A 26,922-nucleotide genomic window follows, 5' to 3' on the forward strand; every position below is an offset into this window, starting at 1 on the left:
GCCAGGAATTGGGGCCGTCAGGCTCTGCGGGCCTGGCTGCCGGCGGAGCTTCGACGCTGGACGGGTTTGGGTGCGGCGGATACGGAGTGCTCCAGAAAGCGGGGGGCAAATTCTTCGGCCGGTATGGGCCGCGAAATCAAATAGCCCTGAAACTGGTCGCACTTCAATTTCCCCAAAGCCGCAAGCTGGCCCTGCGTTTCCACGCCCTCGGCGGTTACGCGCAGTTCCAGACCATGGGCCATGGCGATAATGGCCTGGATGATGGCGGCATCGTCGGGATCGCTTTCGATGTCCCGCACGAAAGTGCGGTCGATCTTAAGCGTGTCGATCGGTAGTTGCTTGAGATAGGCGAGCGACGAATAGCCCGTTCCGAAATCGTCGACCGCGAGGTAGGTGCCGAGCTTCCCCAGCTTCCGCAGCACAGCGACGTTTTCGTCGACGTTTTTCAGCAGCATGCTCTCGGTCATTTCCAGCTCGAGGTAGCGCGGGTCCAGTCCGGTCACGTTCAGCAGCCTGGTGACCTCATCGGCGAAACCGCTCGGATCATTGAACTGCCGCGCGGAAATGTTCACCGCGATTTTTACGATGGGAAACCCGGCCGCCTGCCAGCGCTGGTTCTGTTCGCAGGCGGTACGAAGCGCCCATTTTCCGATCAGTTCGATCAGGCCGGATTCCTCGGCGACCGGAATAAAGCTGTTCGGTGGCACCAGCCCCCGCTGCGGATGCTGCCAGCGAATCAGCGCTTCGATGCCGACCAGCCTGCCTGTGCGGATGTCCATCTGGGGCTGATAGTGCAGCACGAACTGATCCGCTTCCAGCGCCCGGCGCAGTTCGGTCTCCAGTTGGTGGCGCTCGACCGCTCGCAAATTCATCTCCGGAGAGAAGAACTGGAAATTGTTACGACCCCGCTCCTTGGCGTGGTACATCGCCGTGTCGGCGTTCTTCATGAGTTCCCGGCTGTCTTCGGCATCGTTCGGATAAATGCTGATCCCGATGCTGCATGACGTGTTGAGCGTGTGACTGCCGACTGAGATCGGCCGGTGAAGCGCATCGATGATCTTCAAAGCGACTTGCGATGCATCTTCCGCGTGCGCCAGACTTTCGAGCGTTACGACGAACTCGTCGCCGCCGAGCCGGGAAAGCGTATCGCCCCCGCGGATGCAGGAAGCCATTCGGCTGGAGACTTCCTTGAGCAGGAGGTCGCCGATGTGGTGACCAAGGGAGTCGTTGATGTTCTTGAAGCGATCCAGGTCGAGAAACAGAACGCCGAGCTTGTCCCCTTTGCGCCGCGCGGCAATGATTCCCTGTTCGAGGCGGTCGTTGAACAGCAGCCGGTTCGGGAGTTCGGTCAGCGGGTCGCGGGTGGCCAGGTAGCTGATTCGGGCTTCGGATTGTTTCATCTCGGTGACGTCGCGAGTGGTGCCGCGATGTCCGGCCGGCACGCCGTTTTCGCCTGTTTTCACGACCGCGCCGACATTGAGCCAGACGGTTGCCCCGGATTTGCATACGAACATGTGTTCGAGGTTGCGGTATGAACCGTCGGCATGCTCGTTGTCTTTGAGCCACTGTCGTACGCGATCGACCTCGCCAGCCGGCATGAACTCGGCCGCCGTATGACCGATCAATTCCTCCGGTGCATATCCCAGTACTTCGAATGCGCGCGGTGAAACATAAGTGAAGCGGCTGTCGCGATCGTTCTCCCACATGAATTCGGCCGCGGTGTCCGCAAAGTCGCGAAATCTCTGTTCGCTCGAACGTAACGCGTCCTCCGACGCTTTGCGTTGCGTCACGTCCGTCATGACCAGCACGAGCACCCGGCTGCCGTCGCCACGTACCAGCGCTGACTTGTAGACGTACATCGTATGTGGAATGCCTGCGATCGTGTACGTGCCCTCATACTCGATCGGCTTCGTTTTTTCGAGAGCGAGATCGTCGGTACTTTGCAGATGGGCGGCGCGTTCCGGTGGAAACAGGTCGTAGTCGGTTTTTCCGAGCAACCACTCCCGCGGTCTGCCGAGAAACCGGACCGCTGCATCGTTCATCGAGATGAAGCGGTGATCCTCGCTCTTGACGATGATCGGGCTCGCGACCGCATTGATAACGTCATCCAGAAAATGGCGCCCGTCGGCAACTGCCAGCTCGGCCTTCTCGCGCGCGGCATTACTTTCCAGGTTTTCCAGGGCGAAGGAAATATTCGGGCCGAGCCGATTGAGCAGCCCCAGCAGTTCCGCGTCGAAGGCACCGGGCTCCCTGGCGTATAGATGGAGCGCACCTTTCGGTTTGCCGAGCACGACGAGCGGAAAGGTCGCGGCGGAGCGCAGTCCGGCCTGAAGCAGAAGTTCGCGCCCGGATATCTGCTCTTCGTTGCCGACGTCGTTGCAGATGAAGACCCTGCCGCTCGCCAGCGCAATCGCCGACGCAGTGCGGCCTTCCGGGAGTGCCGGGTCCATCGAAGAGAACAGCTGCGAGGCGAGTGTCCGATCATCACCGCTGTGCGCGACGGTTTCCATGCGCTTCGTCGTTTCATCGAGCATTGCGAACCGTACGAAGTCGATGCCGCCGCGCGCAGCCAGCATGTCGCATACCACGCGGAACAATGCATCGCGCGCCGGCAGGCGTGCGATGACTTCGTTGACTTCGGACAGGATCGAGTAGTAGTTGCGTAATCGCGATTCGCGTTGCGCCGCGATGATCTGATCCGTTACATCGCTGCCGACGCCGCGATAGCCCTGGAAAACGCCGTCGCTGCTGATTATCGGGTGTCCGCTGATCGACGCATAGCGAACCTCGCCATCCGGTCTTGTCCGCTTCAGGACCACATCGCGGAACGCGCGCCGCGCCAGCAGATCCTGCTCGTGCTGTTGGCGCGCTTCCGGGGGCTCGAATTCGTTCGGCAGTTCGAAGCGGGTCTTGCCTACTGCTGCCGGCCCCGGCAGGCCGGCGTGATCGCGTGGCGACAGGGAAACGAACTTGAATCGCAGGTTTTCGTCCTGCTCCCAGTACCAGTCGGAAGAAAATTCAATGAGGCTGCGGAACCGAACTTCGCTGGCGCGCAAGGCGAGTTCGGTCTGCTTGATCTCGGTAATGTCGCGACCGATGCCGCGATAGCCGCGGAATCGACCATGCTCGTCGAAGATCGGATAGCCGCTGGTGGAGGTGATGCGAATTTCCCCCCGATTGTTGAACCGGGTAACCACCAGATCGCGAAACGGCTTGCGTTCCGCGAGAAGTCGATCGTGGGCGTTTTTTTCCTCATCCGATATTCCGGCATGAGGAATCTCCCACCGCGTCATGCCGATCTGATTCGACGCAACCGTGCCTGCATTCTGGTTGGCGTCATAATAACGGCTCGCGCCCAGACTCTTGAAGCGCAGGTTCTCGTCCTGCTCCCAGTACCACTCCGCTGAAAGCTCCGACAATTGCCGGTATCGATCCACGTTGCGGCGCATGTCGTGCAGCGCGCCGGCGCGCTCGGCGTTGACTCCGGCGACAAGAAGCGTGGTAAACGACGTAATGGCGAGAAAGACGTGCAACAGGATCAGATTGACGCCCGGATCGCCGATCGCGAAGGGACCGGTGCCGTGGGCGGTTTGCCAGATTGCAGTGACGAACAGGACGACGCTCGCAATCGTGGAGTGGCGAAGCGGGCAAGTCGCCGCAAGTAATACTGCACATGGCAGCAACGCATAAGTCGCGCGTTCGATGCTGAGTGGCGAGCCCAGCCAGCCGTGAAACACAATCTGCGCCGCCATCGTCTGCGCGGCGAGCAGGCCGATTGCCCGCCAGGTGGATGCTTGCCGCAAATTCAGCACCGGGTTCGCCGCCCACGCCAGGATAAGCGGGGTAATCAAGAGAATGCCGAGGGCGTCCCCCAGCCACCATACCAGCCAGGTTTTTCCGAATTCGGCAGCCGGCAGCGCGCCGGCAACCCACAAGCTGAAAGGACCTATCGTTGCGGCGATGATCGGACTTGCCGCCACGCCGAAAATCATCAGCGCGCCGGCATCGCGCAGACGTTCGAGTTTCGGATCCATGCCGGCCCAGCGCGTCAGAGCCCACCGGCCGGCGCACGCTTCAAGCGAATTGCCGATGGAGACGCCGATTGCGCTGCCGAACTGACCGGTATGCCAGAAATTCACCGCGAAGGCTCCAAGCGCGACTGCCGGCAGTGTCCGCGGTCCCCACAGCAGGAGTGAGGCCAGGGCAATCCCGGACGGCGCCCAGACCGAAGTCGCGATGTGATGGAAGAAGGCGAATTGCAATCCGGCGATGCCCGCGGCGATGTAGGCGAGTGCTACCGCTGCGTTGAGCGCGAGGTCGCGAACGCCCCACGGGAGCTTTAAGGAGGAAAAGTCGGCGTTCATGAAGCGATAGGCCAGCCTTGTATGCGCTTGCGTCTTTTGCCGAAAAAAAGAGTACGCCCTTCCGCTGGCGGCTACCTGGCGGCGCGAGCCGCTTTCTCCGCTACCTTGCTGCGAAATCGCGCGGCGTCGATTACAAATCTTTCGTGCGTGCCTTGGGAAATCCTTTCCATTCCGTCATGCGCCTCGACGTGAAAACGGATTCTTCTGCCGTCCACTTCCGTCAGGCGGACATTGACCGTCACCGTCATTCCCGGAGGTGTGGCGGCCTCATGTGAAACATTCACATGCGTGCCCAGCGATTGTTCGGCGGGCCAGTCCAGGTGCGGCCGCAATGTCTCAACGCATGCCCATTCCAGCAAACCGACCATGAAACCGGTTGCGAATACTTCCGGCATTTCCCGGAACATTTCGGACTCCGGATAGAGATGCGGCACCGTTTTGGTCGCCGGAATCCGGAATTGGAAGGTGTGCGTAAGTCCGGGCTGCAGCGTATCTTTCATGATTTGCGTGTGAATGGATGGTTAACGGCGTAGACCGGCGATTCTATAATTTCGCCGGGGGACTATTCGACGAGAAGGCAAGGCTTGCCCAGGATGCTACCGGCACAACGCACCGACGGCGGGGCGATCAGGCCCGGTGATTCTTTCTGCGATCTCCGCTCAGCGGAGGCGCGACCTTGAGAATTTCGTCCACGGTCGTGATTCCCGCGGCGATCTTCACGGCGCCAGAAATCCTCAGCGGTTTCATGCCATCCCGATAGGCCTGATCGCGTATCAACGTGAAATCGGCGTCTGCAGTGATCAACGGGCGCTGCGCTGCCGACATGAGCAAGATTTCGTAGATTCCAATCCGACCGGAATATCCGGTCATCCGGCATTCGAGGCAGCCTTTCGCGTAGTACATCTGCTGCGGCTTTTCCGATTGCCAGGGCGCAATCAGCATATTCCAGGTTTCCGCGTCGATCTCGGCGGCCTCGCGGCAGTGGGGGCAGAGCGTGCGCACCAGGCGTTGCGCCATGACGCCGAGAATCGTCGAGTGGATCAGATACGGTGGCACACCGAGATCGAGCAGACGCGTAATGGCGGACGGTGAATCGTTCGTGTGCAAGGTAGACAGCACCAGGTGCCCGGTCAATGCAGCTTGAATCGCCATATCGGCGGTTTCCAGGTCTCGAATTTCTCCGACCATCACGATGTCCGGATCCTGGCGCATCAGGGTGCGAATGCCGGAAGAAAAATCGAGCCCGATTCCGGCCTGCACCTGCATCTGGTTGAACGTCGGCTCCACCATTTCGATCGGGTCTTCGATGGTGCAGACATTTACGTCCGGCAAGGCCAGCTGCTTCAGCGTCGAATAGAGCGTGGTTGTCTTGCCCGATCCTGTCGGCCCGGTCACCAAAACGATGCCATGCGGATGCGTTACTGCCTTTTGCCAGCGGTCTCGGTCCTCATCGGAGAAACCCAACTCCTTGAAGTCCTTGACGATCACGTCCGGATTGAAAATCCGCATGACCAGCTTTTCCCCGAATGCAGTCGGCATGGTCGACAGACGCAGTTCGATTTCCTCGCCTTCGGAGGTGCGGGTCTTGATGCGGCCATCCTGCGGACGCCGTTTTTCGACCACGTCCATGCGTCCCAGAATCTTGATGCGGCTCGTCATGGCGGCGACTACCGGCGTCGGAATCTGGTAGACCTGGTGCAGTACGCCGTCGATGCGGAAGCGCACGTTGGCCACATCACGCCGTGGCTCGACGTGAATATCGCTGGCACCTTCATCGAACGCATACTGCAGCAGCCAGTCCACCAGTCGCACGACATGCTGGTCGTTGGCGTCGAGTTTGCCGCTGCTGCCGAGCTGGACCAACTGCTCGAAGTTGGTGATGTCGGAAAGTGCCGCGCCATGCAGTTCGCTGGCGCTCTTGACCGAGCGCGCGAGATTGTAAAACTCCACCAGAAAGCCGTTGATGTCCTGCGGATTGGCGATGACCCTTCTGATTTCCAACCGCATGATGCGCGCCAGTTCTGCCTCCCACTCGCGAACATAAGGTTCGCACGTGGCAATCACCACTTCGGTGGCGCTGACGCTGACCGGCAGAATTTTGAATCGCTCGGCGTAGGCGTTCGACACTATCTTGGTAACGGCGGCGAAGTCGATCTTGAAAGGATCGATGTGCAGATAGGGAAGCCCGACCTTGCTGGCCATCCACTCGGTCAAGACTTCAAGGGTCAGCAGCTTCTTGGGATTGCGCGGATCTTTCCATTTCTGATCCGCGAGAATCATCAGCGGATGAAGGTCGCTGCTGCGCAGATTGCGGCGCAGTGCGACCAGTTTCTCGGCAGTATCCTGGGATATCAGCTTGTCAGCGACCAGATCGGCGAGCAACTGATCGAGCGTGAGCTTCTTGTCCGGCTGCTTCTGGGTTTTCCCGGGAGCAGCCGGTGGCGGGTTCGACGAAGGGGTTTGCTTTCGCGTGTCGGCTTGAGATGCTGGGGCTGGCGTATTGGCAGGCATGATTTTTCGCGGTGTCTCACTGCACTATAAACCTGAGAACATTCGCCTCCAACTCGCGGCTGATCGATCGAACGCTGATGAGTGTGCTGATTCCTCAGCTTACCGCCTCATAATAGTGCATCTAACCGAGGGAAGGAAGTTAGCTGGTAGCCTGAATGACCGGGATGCATCCCTGCCGCAGACAGGAGGCGGCATGCCTGCGCCGCCTCTTTTTTTGGATCGGGCGCACCTACTCAAAGTCGCCCGGTCCAACGGCGGGAGCTTCCGTCATAATGACGTCATTCTTACTGGTGAATACGCGTGGATACGCCGGACCTGTCGAGGCTGAAAATAGATCGCACGAGAACTGCACCCGCCCGATCGCGTGCGGGCAGCCGCTGGAGGCGGCTGCTGGTGCCGGCATCGTTGGTGGTTGCTGCGCTCGTAGCAGCCGCGGTTGTTTACTACCGTCTAGCCGCCGCGCCGTCGGAAGTGGAAACGGTCACCGTGACGATGGCATATCCTTCGCAAAGCTTCACCGTTCTGAATGCAACCGGTTACGTCGTGGCCCAACGCAAGGCCGCAGTGGCCTCGAAAGCGACCGGCCGCCTGATCTGGCTGGGTGTGCAAGAGGGCAGTCGCGTCAGGAGAGACGATGTCATCGCACGATTGGAAGACCTCGACGTCAAGGCCACGCGTGAGCAGGCGGCGGCTAACGTACAGGTCGCGCGCGCCAACCTGGCACAGGGACAGGCGGAACAGAAGGATGCGGAAACCGCCCTCAGGCGCTCGCAGGGTCTGCTGGCGGAGGGTTTTGTGTCGCAGGCTTCTCACGACATCGCCGTGGCGCGCTACAACAAATCCACGGCCCAGATTGCCAGCCTGCAAGCCGCAATCGCCGCTGCGGCAGCGAATTTGCGTGGCGCGCAGGTGGCGGTCGAGCAAACGCTCATCCGCGCGCCTTTCGATGGGGTCGTATTGACGAAGGCCGCAAACGTCGGGGACATCGTCACGCCTTTTTCGTCCGCGCTCGACAGTAAAGGTGCAGTGGTCACCATGGCCGATATGACGACGCTGGAAGTGGAGGCCGACGTATCCGAGTCCAGCCTTTCCAGGGTGCATATCGGCCAGCCCGTGGAGATCCAGCTGGACGCGTTACCGGACAAACGTTTTCGCGGCGAGGTCAGCCGTACGGTACCGACGGTCGATCGTTCCAAGGCCACGGTGATGACCAAGATCCGCTTCCTCGAGCCGGATGCGCGTGTGTTGCCGGAAATGAGTGCGAAGGCGGCGTTCTTGTCGAAGGAGGTCGACGACGCCGAGCGGACGGCAAGGCCGGCGGTGAATCCGGCCGCGATTACAAACCGGGGCGGGCGCGACGTCGTGTTCGTGGTGAAAGAGGGCAAACTTGCTGAAATGCCGATCGAGACCGGCGCGAAGATCGGCGACCTGGTGGAGATCCGGCGCGGTCCGCAACCCGGCGAGAAGGTGGTGCTGAGGCCGCTTGAAAAACTGCACGACGGCACTGCAGTCAAGTCGGCGACCAAGTAGATGACAAGCGCGGCGATCGTAGAGCTACGCCATCTGTTCAAATCCTATCGGCGGGGAGGGCAGGTTGTCCCGGTACTTCACGATCTGAGCTTCGACATCGCGGAAGGTGAATTCCTGGCCCTGATGGGTCCTTCCGGCTCGGGCAAGAGCACCTTGCTCAATCTCATTGCCGGAATCGACAAGCCTGACAGCGGTGAATTGCGCATCGGCACAGAGGATATTTCCCGGCTGTCCGAGTCCGAACTTGCCGACTGGCGCGCGGCCAACATCGGCTTCATCTTCCAGTTTTATAACCTGATGCCGGTGCTCACCGCATTCGAGAATGTCGAGTTGCCGTTGCTGCTTACCGGTCTGGGTCGTCGCGACAGGCGCGAGCGCGTCCAGCTTGCACTGGAGATGGTCAGCCTCGTTGACCGCGCGGCGCATTACCCTTCCGAGCTTTCCGGCGGACAGCAACAGCGTGTAGCCATTGCCCGCGCCATCATCACCGATCCTCTGCTCATCGTGGCCGATGAGCCGACCGGCGATCTGGACCGGGTGTCCGCCGCGGAAACTCTCGGATTGCTGGAACGGCTGAATCGCGAGATGGGGAAGACCATCGTGATGGTGACACACGATCAACGCGCCGCTGAGCGAGCCAGGGTGATCAAACACCTCGACAAGGGCGAACTGGTCGAGATCGCAGCGCCTGCTGTCGCCGTCTGATCTCCCGGCGCTGCAAACGGTTCGTGCATTTCGGCCCCAAGATATTTCCATGTACTTCCTGAAGCTGATCCTGCGCAATGCCCTGCGCCACAAGCTGCGCACAGGGCTGACCCTGCTCGGCATCTTCGTCGCCATTGTCGCCTTCGGTCTCTTGCGCACGGTGGTGGAGTCCTGGTTTGCCGGAGCCGAGAATGCCTCGACCACCCGTCTTGTCACCCGGAATGCGATTTCCCTCGTGTTTTCCCTGCCGATCACCTATGGCGAGCGCATCCGGCAGGTCGATGGGGTCGACCATGTCAGCCATGCCAACTGGTTCGGTGGAGTCTATGTCTCGGAGAGAAATTTCTTTCCGCAGTTTGCCGTGGATTCCGGAACCTACTTCCCGCTTTATCCGGAATATCGGATATCGCCCGAGGACATGAAGACTTTCCTGCACGATCGCAAAGGTTGCGTGGTCGGCCGCAAACTCGCGCTACAGCATGGTTTCAAGGTCGGCGATGTGGTGCCGTTGCGAGGGACCATTTTTCCCGGTACCTGGGAATTCGTGGTACGGGCGATCTATGATGGCGCGGACGCCAAGACCGATACGTCCCAGTTTTTCTTCCATTGGGATTACTTGAACGAAACCCTGAAGAAGACCGTCCCGCGCCGCGCCAATACGGTGGGCGTCTACATAGTAGGCATCGATCAGGCCAGCCGCGCGGCATCAGTCAGTTCGGTCATCGATCAGATGTTCAGGAACTCACTGGCCGAAACGCTGACGGAAACCGAAAAGGCATTCCAGCTGGGATTCGTCGCCATGACCGAGGCGATCGTGGTGGCTATCCAGATCGTTTCCTTCCTTGTGATTTTCATCATCATGGCGGTCATGGCGAACACCATGGCGATGACGGCGCGCGAGCGCCTTTCGGAATACGCAACGATGAAAGCACTCGGTTTTGGACCGGCCCGGCTGCTGGCGCTGATTTTCGGCGAATCTCTCGCAATCGCCCTGGCAGGAGCCGCTGCTGGCATCACCGCCACGTTTCCCGTGGCGGATTGGTTTGCAGCCAAAATGGGAACGCTGTTTCCCGTATTCGGCGTCTCGCGGGCCACTGTGATCATGCAGTTGGCAGCCGTCCTGCTGGTTGGCACGGTTGCCGCGCTGTTCCCCGGTTTACGTGCGGCCCGCTTGCGCATCGTCGACGGTCTCAGGAACATCGGCTAGCAGCCCGATCGCATTGACCCCGCCATGGTCATTCCGTTTTCCTATGCCGCCAAGAATCTGTCCGCGCGCAAGCTGACGACGGCCCTCACCGCCGCTGGCATGGCACTGGTGGTGTTCGTGTTCGCCACCGTGCTGATGCTGCAGGAAGGCCTCAAGAAAACGCTGGTCGACACCGGATCCCCGGACAATGTCGTGGTAACGCGGCGCTCGTCGGGAACGGAAGTGCAAAGTGGCATCGACCGCGCGCAGGCCGGGGTCGTGGAAAGTCAGCCGGAGATTGCATACGGCCCGGACGGTCAGGTGAGGGTATCGAAGGAAATGGTCGTGCTGATCACCCTGCAGAAGCGCGATTCGGACAAACCGTCCAACGTGATCATCCGCGGCCTCGGAGCGAAGGGCCGGGATTTACGTCCCCAGGTGCGCATCGTGCAGGGTCGGATGTTCCGGCCGGGTTCTTCGGAGATCATCGCGGGCCGCAGCATTGCGGAGCGCTTTCGCGGCGCCGGGGTCGGCGAGCAACTGCGCTTCGGCATGCGCGATTGGGTCGTGGTCGGGACGTTCGACGCGAACAAGAGCGGCTTCGATTCGGAAATATGGGGAGATGTCGAGCAGCTCATGCAGGCCTTCCGCCGGCCGGTGTTTTCTTCGCTGATCCTGAAATTGAGCGATTCAGCCCGGTTCGACAGCCTCAAGCTGCGTCTTGAATCCGATCCGAGGCTCACGGTGGAAGCCAAGCGCGAATCGGTATTTTATGCGGAGCAATCCGAAGTGCTGGCGAACTTCATCGGTTATCTCGGACTGACGTTGTCGGTCATCTTCTCGATTGGGGCGACCATCGGCGCGATGATCACCATGTATGCGTCGGTGGCAAGCCGGACAGCGGAAATCGGCACATTGCGTGCGCTCGGTTTCCGCAGCAGCGGCATTCTCATGGTATTTCTTCTGGAAGCCCTGCTGCTCGGGCTGGTCGGGGGCAGCATCGGACTGATACTCGCCTCTTTCATGCAGTTCCTGACGATCTCGACGATGAACTGGCAATCCTTCGCCGAACTGGCATTCTCGTTCACGCTCAATCCCGCGATCGTCGCCAAGTCGCTGGCCTTCGCCCTGTCCATGGGGTTGCTGGGTGGTTTTCTGCCGGCGGTGCGAGCGTCGCGCCTGAACATCGTCGACGCGCTGCGCGCGCCTTAGAGCTGAGCCGGCCACGGGCCGGCGATAGAAGCGTCGACACAGAGGCCTCAGAGGAAAGACAAGAGAGGTCGCAGAGGAGATCAGAATAATATGCTCGGTACCCGGGAATAGACTCCGAGAAGCAGCCAATATTCTGTTTGTCTCCGTGCACTCTCTTGCTTTTCCTCCGCGTCCTCCGCGTCAACGCTCTTATCGCCGGCCTGCGGCCGGCTGGGCTAAGTAGTAGGAGGCTTGGGCATGGGATCGATGGTGCCGATATGGAATCGGAATTCCCCGGCGCGACGATCGTCGAAATAGTGTCTGAGCGTGCGCCGGACCGTAACGAAGGCGATCTGGTCCCAGGGAATCTGCTCTTCTTCGAACAGTTTTGTTTCCAGGGTCTCTGCGCCTGCACTGAAATCAAGATCGAGAAGCCGGGCACGAAACAGCATGTACACCTGGTTGATGTGCGGAATGTTGAACAGGGCGTACAGTCCCAGGATTTCGACCTTCGCGTTGGCTTCCTCGAGCGTCTCGCGCGCAGCGCCCTCGGCCGTGGTTTCCCCGTTTTCCATGAAGCCCGCGGGCACGGTCCACAAGCCGTGGCGGGGTTCGATGGCGCGACGGCACAACAAGATGCTGTTTTCCCATTCGGGAATGCATCCCACCACCATTTTTGGATTTTCGTAGTGGATGATCCCGCAGTTCGTGCAAATGGAGCGGGGAAGGTTATCGCCGGGTGGCACGCGGTGTTCGACGCGTGCGCCGCAGGCGCTACAGAAATTCATTCGACTGGCAATCTATGCGGTTGAGAGGGCATTATATAAGGACGACCCGATCATGCCTCCGACTGGCCTCTCTGCCGCAAGGCCTGCCGTTACAATTGCGCATGGTCCGGTTCGCAGCCGAATCCAACTGCCGGAGGAATAGGATGAAAGTCATATGGCTTGCTGCAATGACGATGGCAATTAATTTCGCCGGGACGGCTGTTGCCGATACGAGCGCATTGCATGGATCGTGGAAAGGTCCATGGTATATCGGCATGAGCAGTGGATTGGTGGCGATGGAGATCGCCGAGGATGGGTCAGGAAAAATCGCACTCACGAATCTGGACGAATTCGGTTCACAGCCAGTACCACTGGCAAGGCAGTCGTTTGATGGGAAATCGTTCACGTTCAGTGCGTCCGGCGCCAACGGCGCTGCGCTGGTGATGAGTCTTCAGTTGGGCGAGGGCGGCAGGCAATTGCGCGGCAACGGAAAGCACGCCGGTTTCGGCGCCAGGATGGAGCTTCAGCGTTCCGATTGAATGCGCCAGGAATGAAAAAAAGGGCGGCTCAGGCCGCCCTTTTGTCTGCAGACATCCGGGGACTAATTCGCGGGCAGTGCCTTGATGTATTCGGCGAGCGCCTGGACCTCTTCTTCCTTCAGTTGCGACTTGAAGCCGGGCATCGGCAACTTGCCGTTCTTGATCTGCTTCATGACCTGCTCCAGCGTCTTGTCGGTGCCGGCAAGCTTCGGACCGTCGGCCTGCTTCATTCCATAGGCTTGATGACACCAGCTGCATTTCGTGGCAAAAAGTTTTTTGATGTTGCCGCCAAATTTTTCGTCGATCTTGGCCGCGACCTCATCGGTCGGATCCTTGGCGAAGCCAGGGGTGGAAAACAGGCCGGCGATCAGTGCAACGGCAAGGACGATCTTCGTATTGCGTGAGGCTCTCATTTGCTTCTCCGCAGGGCGGTGAGTTCGAACAACAAAGCGGGCGAGGGATCGCTCCCCCGCCCGCAATTAACGCTTTGACTTCAGAAGTTCGACTAGAGACTGAACACGATCAGCTGACCGGCATCGGTCGGCATCTCGGTGAACGGGTGGCCGAACAGCGGACCGTAGTTGCCTGACACGTGGCTGCCCCAACCGGCCACGACGGCGATGTACTGCTTGCCGCCCGCCATGTAGGAGATCACGCCGCCGTGATGGCCGATACCGTTGTTGTGCTTCCAGAGTTCTTTGCCGGTACGGGCATCGAGCGCATGGAAGTTGCCGTCGGCGCCGGGCACGAACACTAGATTGCCCTTGGTCGACATCAGCGAGGCCAGCGGCGGGTACTTGAACTCGGTACGCCACTTGATCTTGCCGGACAGCGGGTCACGGCCGGTGACATGGCCGTATGCCTTCTTGCCTTGCGGATGCGTGGCGGTCCAGGAAGCGCCGAAGTAGGCTTGACCCGAGAAGTCAGCAGGCTTGTCGGCCTTCACGACTTCGATGTCGAAACACCATTCCTGGCCGATCTTGTAGAACAGGCCGGTACCCGGGTTGAAAGAACCCGTGTTCCAGCTGATCGCGCCATCGATGGCCGGGCATACGTTGGTGTGCTTGCCTTCCGGCAACTCGCGACGGCCGATGAGCTGGCCGGTCTTCGGGTCGACGCCCTTGATGTAGTTGAAGGTTTCACCAAACATGTAGGCGTTTTCCACCTTCAGCTGGTTGCCGCCGCCGACCTGATCAGCGTTGTAAACGAAGATAATGCCGCCCTTGTTCGGGTGCAGCATGTAGCGCTTGCCACCCTTCTCGAGGGACATGAATTCGCCGGGGGCTGCATCGAAGTCCCAAGCATCATGCGGCATTTCGGAGAAATACGACTTCAGTTCGCCGGAATCGGCATCCAGAACGACCACGGACGAGCTGTAGAGGTTTTCGCCGGGACGCGGACCGTCGGTCTTCCAGTTTTCGCCGGCCCAGTCGTAGTCGGGCGCCGGATTGGCGGTACCCCACCATACCGTATTGGTCTTGGCATCGTAGGAACCGGTCATCCAGCCGCCGCCACCGCCGATCTTCCACGAGTCGTTGCCCCAGGACTGACGGGAACGCTCGTCGCCACCGATGGTGTCGAACTGCCATGCCACTTCGCCGGTCTGCGCATTGACTGCGAAAATCGGGCCGCAGCAGCCGGACAGCTCACCGCCGTTCGAACCGATGATGACCTTGTCCTTCACGATCACAGGAGCGCCCGTGAAGCCCTTGTTGCCTTTCTCGACGCTGAGGATGGTGTTGTCCCAGGCCACTTTGCCAGTCTTCGCGTCGAGGGCGATCATGCGGCCGTCGACGGTGCCGATGTAGACCTTGCCGTAGCCGATCGCCAGGCCGCGGTTATACGGATTGTAGAAGGTGCCTTCCGCACGCTCGGTGTCGATCTTGGCCTGATAGCGCCAGATCACAGCGCCGGACGCGCCGTCCAGTGCCCACACTTGGCCAGTTGAACTGGTGTAGTACAGGACTCCATCGGCCACCAGCGGGAAGGACTGGATGCCGCGCTTGCCAGCAGCAGGCGTGTGCAACCAGGCTACGTGCAGGTTCTTGACGTTGTCGGCGTTGACTTGGTCCAGGCCGCTGTAGTGCCAGCCCTTGAACGACTGGTGATACATCAGCCAATTGTTTGCGTCCTTGTCAGCGTTCATCAGGCGGTCCCAGGTGACATCTGCTGCCATTGCCTGGGAAGCGAAGCCGACGAAAGCTGCCGCGGACAGGGCCTTTGCGACCCCTGTATAAGTCCATCGTTTCATAACTCTCTCCCGTTCGTATTATTTAGTGGATTGGGCACAACTTTTCGAGAACAGATTGACCCGTTAACGCCGCCTGTTTATTGAGTTCTTGTTCAAGCTTCGTTCATAGGGGAGCCCGTCGCAAATGTAGCCCTCATTATTTTCGATTGCAAGCACGCCGGGAAAATTTCCTGCCGCCTCCAAAACCTGCGCCAGTCGGGCGTATCCGTGTGCTGCGCCGCCGCATAATTCCGCGCTCGTTGCCGATGGCAGAATGCCCATATCGCGGTCCATTACGCCGCAAGTGAGGGAGCGCTGTATTGCGTCATTTCCCAATACCCGAAGCAGAATTGGAGTTTCGACATGTCCGTGCGTCAGGCCCGGGCGGGCAGAACGTCAACAAGGTTTCCACAGCGGTCGAACTACGCTTCGACATCGGTGCCAGCCGCGCACTTCCCCAGGAGGTGAAGGCGAGGCTGCGCCGGCTTGGCGGCCGGCGGGTCAGTGTTCAGGACGTGCTGGTGATCGATGCCGGGCGTTTTCGCACGCAGGAGGCGAACCGGCGCGATGCGCTGGCCCGGCTGGCGGATTTGCTGCGCGCTGCGTCGGCAAGGCCGAAAGCGCGCATTGCGACGCGTCCGACGCGCGCATCGAAGGAGCGCCGCATTGCGGGAAAACGCACACGCTCAACCTTGAAACGCGGGCGTGGCCGGGTCTCCGATACGGAGTAATTCGGAAAGATCCGGAACGGACACCCTTCGAAGTCGGGACGAAAACCGGGAGCGGTGTTCGGCAGCCAGACTTTTTCGCGACTCGTCGCCCTAGAGCCATTTCTTCCACTTGAAAATGGCGACCATGATGATCGTGACCACCACCATCAGGATCAGCGAACCCTGGAAGCCGTAGTGCCACTCCAGCTCCGGAAAATGCTGGAAGTTCATGCCAAATATGCCGGTGATGAACGTCAGCGGCATGAAAATCGCCGAAAACAGCGTCAACACTTTCATGACGCTGTTGGTCCGCGTGGTGATCGTCGAATAATAGGAATCGAGCATTCCGTTCAAAAGGTCCCGGAACGTGTCCACGCCGTCGGTGACCTGCATGATGTGATCGTGCAGGTCGCGAAAATAAGCGGCGTTCGATTCGCGGATGAGAGTCGATTCGGAACGTTGCAGGCTGGTCACGACTTCGCGCAGCGGCCAGACCGACTTGCGCACGAAAATCATCTCGCGTTTGATGGCGTGGACGGCGCGCACCGTACCCTGCCCGGGATTGGTGATCACGATCTCTTCCAGTTGCTCGATTTTCTCGCCCAGTTTCTCCAGTACCACGAAATAGTGGTCCACGATGATGTCCAGTATCGCGTAGGCGAGATAGTCGGTGCCGAGCTTGCGTACGCGTCCCAGCGATTTGCGTATGCGTTCGCGCAGCGGGCCGAAAAAATCCCCCGCGCGCTCCTGGAACGAAATCACGTAGTTCGGGCCGAGAATCAAGGATAGCTGTTCGATTTCGATCTCGCCCTTCTTCACATCGTAGTCGAGCATCTTCACCACGATGTAAATGTAATTGCCGTAGTCCTCGAACTTGGGCCGCTGATCGGTGTTGAGGATGTCTTCCAGCATCAGCGTATGAAAACCCATGACCCGCCCGAAATTTTCCAGGAGTCCGGGTTCTGTCGCGCTGTCGACATTGATCCAGGTTACCGTCTGGGCGTCCTTGAACGGGATGCAGTCGTCCACCTGCACGAGTTCCTTCTCCACGACTCTGTGCTCGTCGTAATCGAGCATGGTGACGCGAGGAATCGGCGATTTCCTGTCGCCGGTATACACCAGCGAACCGGGAGGCAGGCCAGGCGTCTTGCGTCGAGGACGGAATAGCTTCTTGCGGGAAGCGGGTTTGCGTGCCACGACAGTCTCCGGTTAGCGCCGTTCGGGAAGGATGCGCTGGAGAAGCGCAACCAGTTGGGCACGCTCGCGCGCAGAAAGGTTCTGGACGACCCGACGCTCATGCTGGGCCACTTTGCGTTTCAACCCGCGCAGCAGGGCGGCACCTTGATCCGCCAGGAACAGGCCGTTGCTGCGCCGATCGGCGGCCCGGCGTTCCACCAGCCCACGGCCTTCCAGTTTGTCGATCACCGTAACGACGGTGGAGCGATCCAGGTGAGCCGCGTTGGCCAGCGCCTGCTGGGTCAGTCCGGGATTTTCCCCGATGACCACCAGGATGCCGAACAGCCCGGGCGAGATGCCGCTTTCGCCGACGGTATCTGCGAAATCGGCGAAGATCGCGCGCTGCGCGAGCCGCAGCTGATAGCCGATCAGGCCGGGCAACACGCCGAGATCGGGCGCCTTGCGGGTCCGCGCTGCGGGGCCATCCGCGGCGCGGCCAGATTGTTTGACATCCAACAGTTTGCTTCCCATACTTGTCGTCGATAATAGACTATCGGTCATAACCCTGCCAGCCGGTCACAACCGTGAGTGTAACCGTCACCGTCGCCGACCTGAACCAGTCCGCTCCCGCCGAGGAAGGCCAGACCGTGCTCGACGCCTTGCTCGCTCACGGCGTCGGCTTTGCCTACAGCTGCCAGTCCGGCAACTGCGGCACCTGTCGATGCGAGCTCGTATCCGGCGACATCATGGAACTCGAGTATTCCGAGCATGCGCTGTCCACTGAGGAGCGCAGCCGTGGCATCGTGCTCGCGTGTCGCTCGCAAGTCTGGAGCGATGTGGTCGTGCGCCGGCTCGACGCCGAGGACTTTGTCGTGCATCCCTCGCGCGTAATGCGCTGCAGGGTCGTTGACCTGACTGCGCTCACGCACGACATATTCAGGCTCAGGATGGACATCATCGCCGGCGGGCCATTTGCGTTTTCCGCCGGACAGTTTGCCAGTGTCGAATTTCCGGTCGCGCCCGGCGTCGCCCGCGATTATTCCATGGCCAATCGTCCGGACGAAAAACTCCTCGAATTCCACATCCGCATCATGCCCGTGGCGAACTCGGTGAGCTGTCGCATGGCGGCGGCTCTCAGGTCCGGCGACATGGTCAAGGTGTCCGGTCCGCTCGGCACGTCTTATCTGCGCGCGCAACATGCCGGTTCGATGTTGTGCATCGCCGGCGGCAGCGGACTGGCTCCGATCAAGTCGATCGTCGAAACCGCCCTGGAGGGCGGCTTTGGCCAACCGGTGCATCTGTATTTCGGTGCGCGCGCCGAGCGCGACGTTTACTTCGAAGCGGAACTGGCCGAACTGCAGCGCCGGTTCCCTTTGTTCAGGGCGCACATCGTGCTATCCGAGTCCGGCGGGGAAACCGCAGCGACTTTGCTGCCGAGGAGGCACGGGCTGGTCACCGAGGCTGTCGCAGCGGATTTTCCCGCGCTGGTGGGCTTCAAGGCCTATTTCGCCGGACCGCCCCCGATGGTCGATGCGGCGACCGCGCTGATGCGCGAACGCGGCGTCGAGTCGCGCGATATCCATGCGGATGCCTTTTTCCCGGCTGCGACTGCACCGAAACAAATGGCGGAGATGCGATGAGCACGGGTCAGACATTGTCGGGCAGGGTCGCGATCGTAACCGGCGGTGCGCGCGGGATCGGGCTGGCGATCGTCGAGGAACTGCACCGACGAGGCGCTTCGATCCTGATTGCGGATAGCGGCGTATCGATCGCCGGTGCCGATCCGGATCCGTCGGTTGCGCAATCCATCGCCGCAAAGCTGGGCGCCGATGCCGCGGCATTTGGCGAGGACCTTTCGAATGCCGGGGCGGCGGCGCGTGCCGTGCAGGCCGCAACGAAGACCTTTGGTGCGATCGATATCGTGATCAACAATGCGGCGATTCTCAAGGACTCCTTCATTTTCAAGGCGAGCCGCGAAAACTGGGAACAGGTCATCGCAACCAATCTGACCGCGCCCTTCGCGCTGCTCGCGGCCGCTACGCCGCTGATGCGCGAGCAGCAGAAGAACGGCCGCGCTCCCGGGCGCATCGTCAACATCGTGTCCAGCGCCGGGCTGTTCGGCAACTTCGGGCAGGCAGCTTATGCTTCCGCCAAGGCCGGGCTGGTGGGTCTGACACGCGTGGTGGCGATGGATATGTCCCGCTCGAAAGTCACCTGCAACGCGATTGCGCCGTTTGCCGCGACGCGGGTAACCGAATCGATTCAGCCTGCGAACGATGCCCAGGCCGAATACAAACGGCGCGCCCTGCAGATTCCCGCACACTACGTCGCCAGGCTCGCGAGCTTTTTGAGTTCGAATGTCCACAATCTGACCGGACAGCTTTTCGGCGTGCGCGGGCGCGAGCTGCTGTTGTTTTCCCAGCCGCGGCCGGTTGCGCGCACCCTCATGTCGGCCGGCACGGCGTGGGACGAGACGGCGCTCGCCCAGGCCATCCACGGCGAATTAACCGCCGGACTGACCGACCTCGCCACCGACCTCGAATTCTTCAATACCGAACCCATCGTCTGAGATACACGCCCATGACTGCTACCGCCACCCTTGCCGTGAAAACTGCGGCCGAACTCGCGCAACAGCCCGAGGAATACCAGACCGCTGTCAGGAAGATCGTCATCAGCCATGCGGTGAACGAGCTGTACGGCGCCCAGGTGTTCGACGAACCTGCTATCGCGCTGGCGCCTTCGCCTTACGCGAAATGGCTGACCTGCCGCGTCGCGATGGAGGAGTACCATCACCATGTGCGTTTCCGCGGACTGGCGGAACAGATCGGCGTGCCGATGGCGATGATGGACCCGAAGATCAAGAAACCGCTGACGATCTTCAGTTTCGAGTTGAAGACGTGGCCGGAATTCTGCGTGATCAAGGCAATTGCCGACTATGCCGAAATCCTGCAGGTGGAAGATCTGCTGCATTGCTCGTTTCATCCATTGCGGGATCTGGCGCGCATCACCATGCCCGAGGAGAAATTCCACGCCAAGTTCGGCAGGGATTTCTGCACGGAACTGATCCGGACCGAAGCAGGCAGGGCTGCGGTGCAGGACGCGATCGACCGCTATTTCCCGATCACGCCGGGGTTTTTCGGCGCGAGCAAATCGAAGAACAACGAAATGTATCTGCGCTGGGGCCTCAAGAGCCGCAGCAACGACGAGATGCGCGAGGATTTTCTCTGTCGCGTCACAGAACTGGTGGAGAAGGATTTGGGTTTGACGTTGCCGAAAATCTAGCGCGTAACCGCAAAGGCGCGAAGACGCAAAGAAAAACACGCAAAGGAAGGCAAGAAACTGCATGTGAATTGGATGGCATTACCGCATGTCGAGCCAATTCCACGGTCACTTTTCTTATTTTCCTTGTTCTTCTTTGCGTTTCCTTTGCGTCTTTGCGCCTTTGCGGTGAGGATCTCAATTTCGATAGAGCAGCAGGCAGGAGGAGAAAATGGGACAGCCACTTAAAGACCCCCACACGGAGCGGGAAGCTTACTATCGCCGCATCGCGCCGGCGCATCTCACGCCGCTGTGGGAAATGATGAGCGCGCTGGTGCCGCGCCAGCCGAAGTCGCCCTGTGTGCCGGCGCTGTGGAACTACGCCGAGGTACGGCCGTGGCTGATGGAGTCCGGCAGCCTGATCACGGCGAAGGAAGCGGTGCGCCGCGTGCTGATCCTCGAAAACCCGGGCATTCCCGGCCAATCGGCGATCACGAACTCGCTGTACGCCGGCTGGCAACTGATCCTCCCCGGCGAAGTGGCGCCGAGTCACCGGCACACGCAAACGGCGCTGCGGCTAATCGTCGAGGGTGCCGGGGCCTACACCGCAGTCGACGGCGAGCGTGTGACCATGCATCCGGGCGATTTCATCATCACGCCGTCGTGGACATGGCACGACCACGGAAACCCCGCAGCTGAGCCGGTCGTCTGGCTCGATGGATTGGATATCCCGCTGGTGCGATTCTTCGATGCCGGCTTCGCGGAGGATTATCCGCACGACGAACAGGACGTCGTTCGTCCGGAAGGCGATGCCTGGTTGCGTTACGGCAACAATCTGCTGCCGATCGCGTTTCAGCCCAGGGATGCGAGCTCGCCGGTTTTTGCCTATCCGTACGCGCGGTCGCGCCAAAGCCTGCTGCAGCTGGCACAAGTCGACAAACCCCATGCGAGCCATGGACACAAGATGGAGTTCGTCAATCCCGCCACCGGCGGTCCGGCGATGCCGACCATGGGTGCCTATATCCAGCTCCTGCCGAGAGGTTTCAGCGGTCGTCCGTGTCGCGGCACCGACGGCACTGTCTTCTCGGTGATCGAGGGCGGCGGCCGCGCGGTGATCGGTGGCGAGACTTTCGACTTCGCGGCACGCGATACTTTCGTCGTGCCTTCGTGGCAGACCTATGCGTTGGTCGCTTCGGAGGAGTCCGTACTGTTTAGTTTTTCCGACCGGCCGGTGCAGCGGGCATTGGGCTTGTGGCGCGAGGAGCAGCTGCAATAGCCCACGCCGAGCGCTGGTTCTCGCGCCTCGGACTTCCATCTTCTGACCATCATTACTTCCAAACCATGAACGGAAATGAATTGTTGTTCGACATCGGCCCGGTGCCCTCGGTACCCATCGTGGGCCGCAAGGAGCGATTCCCGGTCCATCGCATTTATTGCGTAGGCCGCAACTATGCCGCCCATGCCCGGGAAATGGGCAAGGATCCGGACAAGGAACCGCCGTTTTTCTTCCTCAAGCCGGCCGACGCCGTGCTGCCGGGCGGCGGCAAGATGCATTACCCGCCGGGCACGGAAAATCTGCATCATGAAATCGAGATGGTGGTGGCGATCCAGCGCGAGGGCCGCAATATTCCGGCGGCCAAGGCACTGGAGTTCGTGTTCGGCTATGCGGTTGGCCTGGACATGACCCGTCGCGACCTGCAGTTCAAGGCGCGCGACATGGGACGGCCTTGGGACTTCGGCAAGGCTTTCGACGAATCGGCGCCCATAGCCGCCATTCATTCAGTGGCCAGCCACGGCCATCACTCGACGGGCAAGATCTGGCTGAAGGTCAATGGCGAAACGCGGCAGCAGGCGGACCTGTCGGAGATGATCTGGAACGTGCCGGACACGATTGCATACCTGTCCGACTATTACTTGCTCAAACCCGGTGACCTGATTTACACCGGCACGCCGGCGGGTGTAGGGGCCGTGAAGAAGGGCGACCAGATGGTCGGATCCGTGGAGGGACTGGGGGAACTGGCCGTCACCGTCGCTTGAAGTCACCGGACAACGACAACAACCATATGGAAGCAGCGGGGCAGGGCAAGACGTGGCTGGAAGCCGCACTGAACGGACCATGGACGCGCAAGCATCAACCGCGGATTCCGGTCACGGTGAAGGAAATCGTGGAAGAGGGCATTGCCTGCGTCAGGGCGGGCGCGGCGATCATTCACGCCCATGCTTATGACGAAGCGACCGGGCGGCAAACCCAGAGCCCGGATGTTTACGCGAGCATCATTGACGGCATCCGCAGCAAAGTGGACGCCATCGTCTACCCGACCATTCCGGCCGTTGGGCTGGGAGGTCAGCCCGGCGAGCAGACTTCGCCACACGCTCGGCTATAATTTTGCGCACTTCCTTTTCTTGAAATCACGAGGATCGCATGACCGCAAAAATCGGCATCACCATGGGCGATCCGTCGGGCATAGGGCCGGAGATCATCGTCAAGACGCTTGCCCAGATGAGCCCGGCAACGCGTTCGGTTTCCGCTGTGGTGGGCAATCTCGCCACGCTGAAACGCGCCGACAAGCTGCTTGGCACGGGACTCAAGTTCGTCGACGGACTCGAAGCGAAGGACGGTGAAGTACCGGTCGCCAATGTGGCGAGCAAGGATCAGGACAAGATTGTCGACGGCAAGGTTTCCGCCGCCGGCGGCGAAGCGGCTTATCGATACGTTGAGGAAGCGGTCAAGCTCGCTATGGGCGGCAAGATTGCCGTGATCGTCACGGCACCGCTGAACAAGGCCGCCATGCATTCCGCCGGCCATCACTTCGACGGCCACACCGAGTTGCTGGCGCATCTGACCGGAGCGAAGTCTTCGTTCATGCTGCTGGCCAGCGACAAGCTGAACGCGATCCACGTCACCACGCACCAGTCACTGAAGAACGCCGCCGAACGTCCGACCATCGAACGGGTGATCGCGACCATCCGTGCCGGACATCAGCACTTCCGCGAACTCGGCATCGACAAACCGCGTATCGCGGTCGCCGGTCTGAATCCGCACAGCGGCGAAGGCGGGATTTTCGGCCGCGAGGAAATCGAACGCATCCAGCCGGCGATCGAAGCGGCGCAGAAGGAAGGCATCGACGTCAAAGGGCCGATCTCCGGCGACACGGTGTTCTATCGCGCGCTCAAAGGCGAATTCGACCTGGTTGTTGCGCAATATCACGATCAGGGCCATATCCCGACCAAGCTGATCGCCTTCGACGAAACCGTGAACGTCAGTCTCGGGCTGCCGATACGCCGCACGTCAGTGGATCACGGCACGGCGCACGACATCGCCTGGACCGGCAAGGCCAACAACGTCAATATGCAGGCGGCCATCGCTTATGCCCGGAAGATGGCGGACCACATTGCCGCCTGAGGGTGAGGTTCCATGACGCGTCCGCCCCGCGTACTCATCGTTGCCGATGACCTGACGGGGGCAATGGATAGCGCCGGGCCCTTCGCCACGCTTGGCGTCGAAACCTGGGTTGTTGCCGTGCCGATGCGCTGCGATCCGGCATCCTTGAAATCGGCATGCGTTGTCTCGGTTAACACCGACACCCGACATCTGCCGGGACCGCAAGCCGCTGCCCGCGTGATCGAAATCGTGCGCCACCTCGGGGCCGGCGGTTTCGATATCGTCGTCAAGAAAATAGATTCGACTCTGCGGGGCAACGTTGTGGCCGAAACTCTGGCATTGCTCGATCTCAGCGGCCGTCGTGAAGCCGTGGTCGCAGCGGCATTTCCGGCACAAGGGCGCACCGTGCGCAAGGGAATCGTTTACGTCGACGGCAAGCCGCTTGCGCAGACCGGTTTTGCGAAAGATGCGTTGTCGCCGCCGCCGCTGGCGCCGCTGCAGCAGGTCTTCGCCGCGGCGAAGCCAGGATTGCGAGTTACAACAGTCGCGCCGGCGGATGCCTTCGATGCCGGGACCGATATCTGGATTGCTGACAGCGAAATCGATGCCGATCTGGCGAGAATCATCGAAACCCTCGCTTCGCGCATGAACTCCGTGCTGATGGTCGGTTCAGCGGGCTTGACCCGCGCTCTTGCCCTGATCTGCTTCGATGGGCATCCCGCGCCATCCAGCCCGAAACATGTAACCGGCATCATTGTGTTCGCGGTTGGCTCGCGTGCGGCGCGCACTGCCGAGCAGGTCGAAGCGCTGGTAGCCGAGCCGGAAACCAAGGTGTTGCGTGCGCCTAATGGCCGGCTGCAGTGCACCGAGATTCCGGTCGCGCGAAATCTGGTATTGAAGGCCACAGCCGACGATTTTGGCCATGAGGGCGACGCCGGGCGCGTCGCAGCCGACATGGCGAAGCATGCGATCGAAATTACGCATCGCGCGCAGGCCCAGGCGCTGGTCGCAACCGGTGGCGATACTGCGATCGCCATTCTGGTTGCGAGTGGGAACCCGGCACTGCAGGTGCTCGGCGATCTGATGCCGGGCATTCCCTACGCGCGCATTCGTCTCCAAGGCGCATCGCTCTGGCTGGTCACCAAGGCGGGCGGCTTCGGCGGGCGCGATACGTTTCGCGACGTCGCGCGCCGGTTGCGCGGAGTCTAAAGTTCATGTCGGCCAAAAACGCCATCAGCAGTTTTCTGAATCCGGCGAGCATCGCGGTCGTCGGTGCGGGAGAGCGGCCGACCAGTTCGGGCGGCGCCATGCTGCGCAACTTGCGCGTATCGGGCTACGCCGGCCGCATCGTCCCGGTCAATCCCAAGGGCGGTGAATTCGATGGCCTGAAGGTGGCGGTTTCACTCAAGGAGATGGACGGCCCAGTCGATCTGGTCGCGGTGCTGGTAAGACCCGAGAGCATCCTCGACGTGGTCACCGAAGCGGCAGACACCGGCCACAAGAACATCCTGATCCTGCCCGGCGGATTCGCCGAAGCCGGCGACAGCGGGCGCGCGCGCGACGCCTCCCTGCGTGAACTCGCTTCTGCGCGCGGGCTGACGATCGGCGGTCCGAATTGCGCGGGCGTGATCAATCTGCTGGACCCGAAGGCGCCGTTCGCCGCGACCTTCTTCCGCGACATGCCCAGAGGCGGCGCCGTGGCGATGATCTCGCAGTCGGGCGCGATCATCGAAGAGGCGATCGACGCCAGTCATGCCTACAACATCCCGCTGGGTGCGGTCGTGTCCGTTGGCAACAGCATGCACCTGGGCATCATCGAATATCTCGAGCATTTGGGCCGCGACGAACGTTGCAAGGCGATCCTGCTCTATGTCGAATCCTTCGGCGACGCGGCGCGTTTGGGCGAAGCCGCGCGCGCGGTGGCGAAGATCAAGCCGGTGATCGCCCTGATCGGAGGGCGCACGACTGCCGGCCGCGATGCTGCAGTTCGCCACACCGGATCACGGCCGCCCGATGATGCCGCCACAGATGAGTTCTGCCGCCGCAGCGGCATCGTCAGGGTGAAAAGTCTGCGGCGCCTGCTGCTGGCGGGCAAGGCATTCGGTGCTTATCCTCAGGGCATCGGCAAGCGCGTGCTGCTGCTGTCGAATTCCGGCGGCCCGGGCGTGCTGGCCGCCGACCAGGCGGTGGATGAGGGCCTCGCGTTGCCGGAACTGCCGGCTTCGATGGCCGAGAAATTACGCGGTTTCCTGCCCCCCGAAGCGTCGATCGCCAACCCGCTCGATCTCCTGGCGGACGCGCGCGCAGACCGCTTTTCCGCCACGCTCGCGGCCGCGTTGGAAATGGGTAAAGGACACTTCGATGCGATCCTGATGATCCACGTCGTGCCGTTCATGGTGGATGCCGGCGCGGTGGTCGAGGCGCTCGCCGAGTTGTGCAAACCGGCGAAGCTGCCGATCCTGCATTCCATGATGGGCACGCTCGAGCACAAGGACGACTGGTTCGCGCGCATGGAACAGGCCGGCGTACCGACGTTCAAGGATGCCGAGGAAATGTGCATCGCAGCCGGTCTGCTGATGCGCCATCGCGAACTCAATGTGGTGCGTTGAAGAACGCAGGCAATACCAGGGAGAACAGATGCTTAAACTTTACGGGTATTTCAGAAGTTCCGCGTCCTACCGCGTGCGCATCGCACTGAACATGAAAGGCCTCGACTACGAGCAGGTCAGCATCCATCTGGCGAAAGGCCGGCAGTACACGCCCGAGTTTTCGGAAATCAGTCCGCAGAATCTGGTTCCGGTGCTGGAGCACGACGGCCAGCGGCTGTATCAGTCGCCGGCGATCATCCAGTATCTCGACGAGAAATTTCCCCAGCCGGCCCTGCTGCCCAAAGATTCTCTCGGTAGAAATCGCGCCCGCTCCCTGGCGCTGATCTGCGTTTGCGAAATCCATCCGCTGAACAACACACGCGTGCTGGCCTACCTGACCGATACGCTCAAACTGACCGACGAACAGAAAAATGCCTGGTACCGGCACTGGGTGACGGTCGGCTTCACCGCACTGGAGAAGCGGCTCGCGACGGAAAAGGAAACCGGGCAGTTCTGCCACGGCGACACGCCGGGTTTCGCAGATATCGCGCTGGTACCGCAGGTTGCCAATGCCAATCGCTTCAAGGTCGACCTCAACCCATTTCCCACCATCAGTCGTATCAACGACGAGTGCCTTAAGCTCGAGCCTTTCAGGAAGGCGATGCCGGCGAATCAGCCGGATGCCGAGTAAGGGACGAGGGACGCCCACGGAATTCCGGGGATTCCGGGGGATACCGGTCTAAAAGGGCACTCCATGCTTCGCATGGGTATTCCACCATAACCGG

Annotated in this window: 24 protein-coding genes; 16 read left to right on the forward strand and 8 right to left on the reverse strand. The window is 60.8% G+C overall.

The window, feature by feature from the left end:
• Positions 1-17 precede the first annotated feature (17 nt).
• The 3 genes from HY067_14415 to HY067_14425 form a co-directional block, all read right to left on the reverse strand.
• Positions 18-4,364 carry an EAL domain-containing protein gene (locus HY067_14415; GenBank protein ID MBI3529148.1) on the reverse strand — a complete coding sequence of 1,449 codons (4,347 nt, stop codon included), beginning with the start codon at positions 4,362-4,364 and terminating at the stop codon, positions 18-20.
• A 71-nt stretch (positions 4,365-4,435) separates the two neighbouring features.
• On the reverse strand, positions 4,436-4,864 hold the full coding sequence (locus HY067_14420) for a thioesterase family protein (GenBank protein ID MBI3529149.1): 429 nt from the start codon (positions 4,862-4,864) through the stop codon (positions 4,436-4,438).
• Between the two features lie 127 nt (positions 4,865-4,991).
• Positions 4,992-6,875: a type II/IV secretion system protein gene (locus tag HY067_14425; protein MBI3529150.1), complete on the reverse strand. Its 1,884-nt coding sequence runs from the start codon at positions 6,873-6,875 to the stop codon at positions 4,992-4,994.
• A 300-nt stretch (positions 6,876-7,175) separates the two neighbouring features.
• On the opposite strand from HY067_14425, the gene HY067_14430 reads away from it, so the two are divergent.
• From HY067_14430 to HY067_14445, 4 genes are read left to right on the forward strand one after another with little or no spacing between them, the layout of a single operon-like run.
• Positions 7,176-8,405 carry an efflux RND transporter periplasmic adaptor subunit gene (locus HY067_14430; GenBank protein ID MBI3529151.1) on the forward strand — a complete coding sequence of 410 codons (1,230 nt, stop codon included), beginning with the start codon at positions 7,176-7,178 and terminating at the stop codon, positions 8,403-8,405.
• The gene (locus HY067_14435; protein MBI3529152.1) at positions 8,406-9,110 is read left to right on the forward strand and encodes an ABC transporter ATP-binding protein; all 705 of its coding nucleotides are present in this window, start codon (positions 8,406-8,408) and stop codon (positions 9,108-9,110) included.
• 49 nt (positions 9,111-9,159) lie between these two features.
• Positions 9,160-10,317 carry an ABC transporter permease gene (locus tag HY067_14440; protein MBI3529153.1) on the forward strand — a complete coding sequence of 386 codons (1,158 nt, stop codon included), beginning with the start codon at positions 9,160-9,162 and terminating at the stop codon, positions 10,315-10,317.
• A gap of 24 nt (positions 10,318-10,341) precedes the next feature.
• Complete coding sequence (locus HY067_14445) at positions 10,342-11,508, forward strand: ABC transporter permease (protein ID MBI3529154.1); 1,167 nt, start codon at positions 10,342-10,344, stop codon at positions 11,506-11,508.
• A gap of 215 nt (positions 11,509-11,723) precedes the next feature.
• Here the strand turns inward: HY067_14445 and HY067_14450 are convergent, their stop codons facing one another.
• Positions 11,724-12,275 (reverse strand): NUDIX hydrolase, encoded by a 552-nt coding sequence (locus HY067_14450; GenBank protein ID MBI3529155.1) that lies wholly within the window; start codon positions 12,273-12,275, stop codon positions 11,724-11,726.
• A gap of 143 nt (positions 12,276-12,418) precedes the next feature.
• On the opposite strand from HY067_14450, the gene HY067_14455 reads away from it, so the two are divergent.
• Positions 12,419-12,793 carry a hypothetical protein gene (locus HY067_14455; protein MBI3529156.1) on the forward strand — a complete coding sequence of 125 codons (375 nt, stop codon included), beginning with the start codon at positions 12,419-12,421 and terminating at the stop codon, positions 12,791-12,793.
• Positions 12,794-12,855: 62 nt separating this feature from the next.
• Here HY067_14455 and HY067_14460 read toward each other — a convergent pair whose 3' ends face one another.
• Positions 12,856-13,206: a cytochrome c gene (locus tag HY067_14460; protein MBI3529157.1), complete on the reverse strand. Its 351-nt coding sequence runs from the start codon at positions 13,204-13,206 to the stop codon at positions 12,856-12,858.
• Between the two features lie 92 nt (positions 13,207-13,298).
• Positions 13,299-15,044 (reverse strand): PQQ-binding-like beta-propeller repeat protein, encoded by a 1,746-nt coding sequence (locus HY067_14465; GenBank protein ID MBI3529158.1) that lies wholly within the window; start codon positions 15,042-15,044, stop codon positions 13,299-13,301.
• 299 nt (positions 15,045-15,343) lie between these two features.
• Here HY067_14465 and arfB point away from each other — a divergent pair, with 299 nt between their 5' ends.
• Entirely contained in the window at positions 15,344-15,754 is a 411-nt protein-coding gene (arfB, locus tag HY067_14470) for an aminoacyl-tRNA hydrolase (GenBank protein ID MBI3529159.1), read from the forward strand.
• A gap of 90 nt (positions 15,755-15,844) precedes the next feature.
• Here the strand turns inward: arfB and corA are convergent, their stop codons facing one another.
• Both corA and HY067_14480 read right to left on the reverse strand, forming a co-directional pair.
• Positions 15,845-16,810, reverse strand: coding sequence for a magnesium/cobalt transporter CorA (corA, locus tag HY067_14475; GenBank protein ID MBI3529160.1), 966 nt, complete (start codon positions 16,808-16,810; stop codon positions 15,845-15,847).
• A gap of 132 nt (positions 16,811-16,942) precedes the next feature.
• Positions 16,943-17,440, reverse strand: a complete 498-nt coding sequence (locus tag HY067_14480; protein ID MBI3529161.1) for a MarR family transcriptional regulator — start codon at positions 17,438-17,440, stop codon at positions 16,943-16,945.
• A gap of 53 nt (positions 17,441-17,493) precedes the next feature.
• On the opposite strand from HY067_14480, the gene HY067_14485 reads away from it, so the two are divergent.
• From HY067_14485 to maiA, 10 genes are all read left to right on the forward strand, one after another.
• On the forward strand, positions 17,494-18,549 hold the full coding sequence (locus tag HY067_14485; GenBank protein ID MBI3529162.1) for a 2Fe-2S iron-sulfur cluster binding domain-containing protein: 1,056 nt from the start codon (positions 17,494-17,496) through the stop codon (positions 18,547-18,549).
• On the forward strand, positions 18,546-19,478 hold the full coding sequence (locus HY067_14490; GenBank protein ID MBI3529163.1) for an SDR family NAD(P)-dependent oxidoreductase: 933 nt from the start codon (positions 18,546-18,548) through the stop codon (positions 19,476-19,478). The genes HY067_14485 and HY067_14490 overlap by 4 nt, the downstream gene beginning before the upstream one ends.
• A gap of 11 nt (positions 19,479-19,489) precedes the next feature.
• Positions 19,490-20,191 (forward strand): phenylacetate-CoA oxygenase subunit PaaI, encoded by a 702-nt coding sequence (locus tag HY067_14495; GenBank protein MBI3529164.1) that lies wholly within the window; start codon positions 19,490-19,492, stop codon positions 20,189-20,191.
• Between the two features lie 208 nt (positions 20,192-20,399).
• On the forward strand, positions 20,400-21,443 hold the full coding sequence (gene gtdA, locus HY067_14500; protein MBI3529165.1) for a gentisate 1,2-dioxygenase: 1,044 nt from the start codon (positions 20,400-20,402) through the stop codon (positions 21,441-21,443).
• A 65-nt stretch (positions 21,444-21,508) separates the two neighbouring features.
• Positions 21,509-22,204, forward strand: a complete 696-nt coding sequence (locus HY067_14505) for a fumarylacetoacetate hydrolase family protein (GenBank protein MBI3529166.1) — start codon at positions 21,509-21,511, stop codon at positions 22,202-22,204.
• Between the two features lie 26 nt (positions 22,205-22,230).
• A complete protein-coding gene (locus HY067_14510) occupies positions 22,231-22,551 on the forward strand; it encodes a 3-keto-5-aminohexanoate cleavage protein (protein MBI3529167.1) in 321 nt (106 codons plus the stop codon).
• Positions 22,552-22,613: 62 nt separating this feature from the next.
• Positions 22,614-23,570, forward strand: a complete 957-nt coding sequence (gene pdxA / locus HY067_14515) for a 4-hydroxythreonine-4-phosphate dehydrogenase PdxA (protein ID MBI3529168.1) — start codon at positions 22,614-22,616, stop codon at positions 23,568-23,570.
• 12 nt (positions 23,571-23,582) lie between these two features.
• A complete protein-coding gene (locus HY067_14520) occupies positions 23,583-24,758 on the forward strand; it encodes a four-carbon acid sugar kinase family protein (protein ID MBI3529169.1) in 1,176 nt (391 codons plus the stop codon).
• 5 nt (positions 24,759-24,763) lie between these two features.
• Positions 24,764-26,158, forward strand: coding sequence for a CoA-binding protein (locus tag HY067_14525; protein ID MBI3529170.1), 1,395 nt, complete (start codon positions 24,764-24,766; stop codon positions 26,156-26,158).
• Between the two features lie 28 nt (positions 26,159-26,186).
• Positions 26,187-26,828 (forward strand): maleylacetoacetate isomerase, encoded by a 642-nt coding sequence (maiA, locus tag HY067_14530; protein ID MBI3529171.1) that lies wholly within the window; start codon positions 26,187-26,189, stop codon positions 26,826-26,828.
• Positions 26,829-26,922 lie beyond the last annotated feature (94 nt).

The sequence above is a fragment of the Betaproteobacteria bacterium genome (genome assembly GCA_016194905.1).
Classification (GTDB): domain Bacteria; phylum Pseudomonadota; class Gammaproteobacteria; order Burkholderiales; family JACQAP01; genus JACQAP01.

What these genes read in the sequence shown, in the direction of transcription:
- HY067_14495 (MBI3529164.1), top strand. Translation starts at nt 19,490, where the DNA reads ATGACTGCTACCGCCACCCTTGCCGTGAAAACTGCGGCCGAACTCGCG.
- pdxA (MBI3529168.1), top strand. Translation starts at nt 22,614, where the DNA reads ATGGGCGATCCGTCGGGCATAGGGCCGGAGATCATCGTCAAGACGCTT.
- HY067_14450 (MBI3529155.1), bottom strand. Translation starts at nt 12,275, where the DNA reads ATGAATTTCTGTAGCGCCTGCGGCGCACGCGTCGAACACCGCGTGCCA.
- HY067_14520 (MBI3529169.1), top strand. Translation starts at nt 23,583, where the DNA reads ATGACGCGTCCGCCCCGCGTACTCATCGTTGCCGATGACCTGACGGGG.
- HY067_14420 (MBI3529149.1), bottom strand. Translation starts at nt 4,864, where the DNA reads ATGAAAGATACGCTGCAGCCCGGACTTACGCACACCTTCCAATTCCGG.
- HY067_14425 (MBI3529150.1), bottom strand. Translation starts at nt 6,875, where the DNA reads ATGCCTGCCAATACGCCAGCCCCAGCATCTCAAGCCGACACGCGAAAG.
- gtdA (MBI3529165.1), top strand. Translation starts at nt 20,400, where the DNA reads ATGGGACAGCCACTTAAAGACCCCCACACGGAGCGGGAAGCTTACTAT.
- HY067_14480 (MBI3529161.1), bottom strand. Translation starts at nt 17,440, where the DNA reads ATGGGAAGCAAACTGTTGGATGTCAAACAATCTGGCCGCGCCGCGGAT.
- HY067_14505 (MBI3529166.1), top strand. Translation starts at nt 21,509, where the DNA reads ATGAACGGAAATGAATTGTTGTTCGACATCGGCCCGGTGCCCTCGGTA.
- HY067_14525 (MBI3529170.1), top strand. Translation starts at nt 24,764, where the DNA reads ATGTCGGCCAAAAACGCCATCAGCAGTTTTCTGAATCCGGCGAGCATC.
- HY067_14435 (MBI3529152.1), top strand. Translation starts at nt 8,406, where the DNA reads ATGACAAGCGCGGCGATCGTAGAGCTACGCCATCTGTTCAAATCCTAT.
- HY067_14490 (MBI3529163.1), top strand. Translation starts at nt 18,546, where the DNA reads ATGAGCACGGGTCAGACATTGTCGGGCAGGGTCGCGATCGTAACCGGC.
- HY067_14460 (MBI3529157.1), bottom strand. Translation starts at nt 13,206, where the DNA reads ATGAGAGCCTCACGCAATACGAAGATCGTCCTTGCCGTTGCACTGATC.
- HY067_14465 (MBI3529158.1), bottom strand. Translation starts at nt 15,044, where the DNA reads ATGAAACGATGGACTTATACAGGGGTCGCAAAGGCCCTGTCCGCGGCA.
- corA (MBI3529160.1), bottom strand. Translation starts at nt 16,810, where the DNA reads ATGCTCGATTACGACGAGCACAGAGTCGTGGAGAAGGAACTCGTGCAG.
- HY067_14440 (MBI3529153.1), top strand. Translation starts at nt 9,160, where the DNA reads ATGTACTTCCTGAAGCTGATCCTGCGCAATGCCCTGCGCCACAAGCTG.
- HY067_14455 (MBI3529156.1), top strand. Translation starts at nt 12,419, where the DNA reads ATGAAAGTCATATGGCTTGCTGCAATGACGATGGCAATTAATTTCGCC.
- maiA (MBI3529171.1), top strand. Translation starts at nt 26,187, where the DNA reads ATGCTTAAACTTTACGGGTATTTCAGAAGTTCCGCGTCCTACCGCGTG.
- HY067_14415 (MBI3529148.1), bottom strand. Translation starts at nt 4,364, where the DNA reads ATGAACGCCGACTTTTCCTCCTTAAAGCTCCCGTGGGGCGTTCGCGAC.
- HY067_14445 (MBI3529154.1), top strand. Translation starts at nt 10,342, where the DNA reads ATGGTCATTCCGTTTTCCTATGCCGCCAAGAATCTGTCCGCGCGCAAG.
- HY067_14510 (MBI3529167.1), top strand. Translation starts at nt 22,231, where the DNA reads ATGGAAGCAGCGGGGCAGGGCAAGACGTGGCTGGAAGCCGCACTGAAC.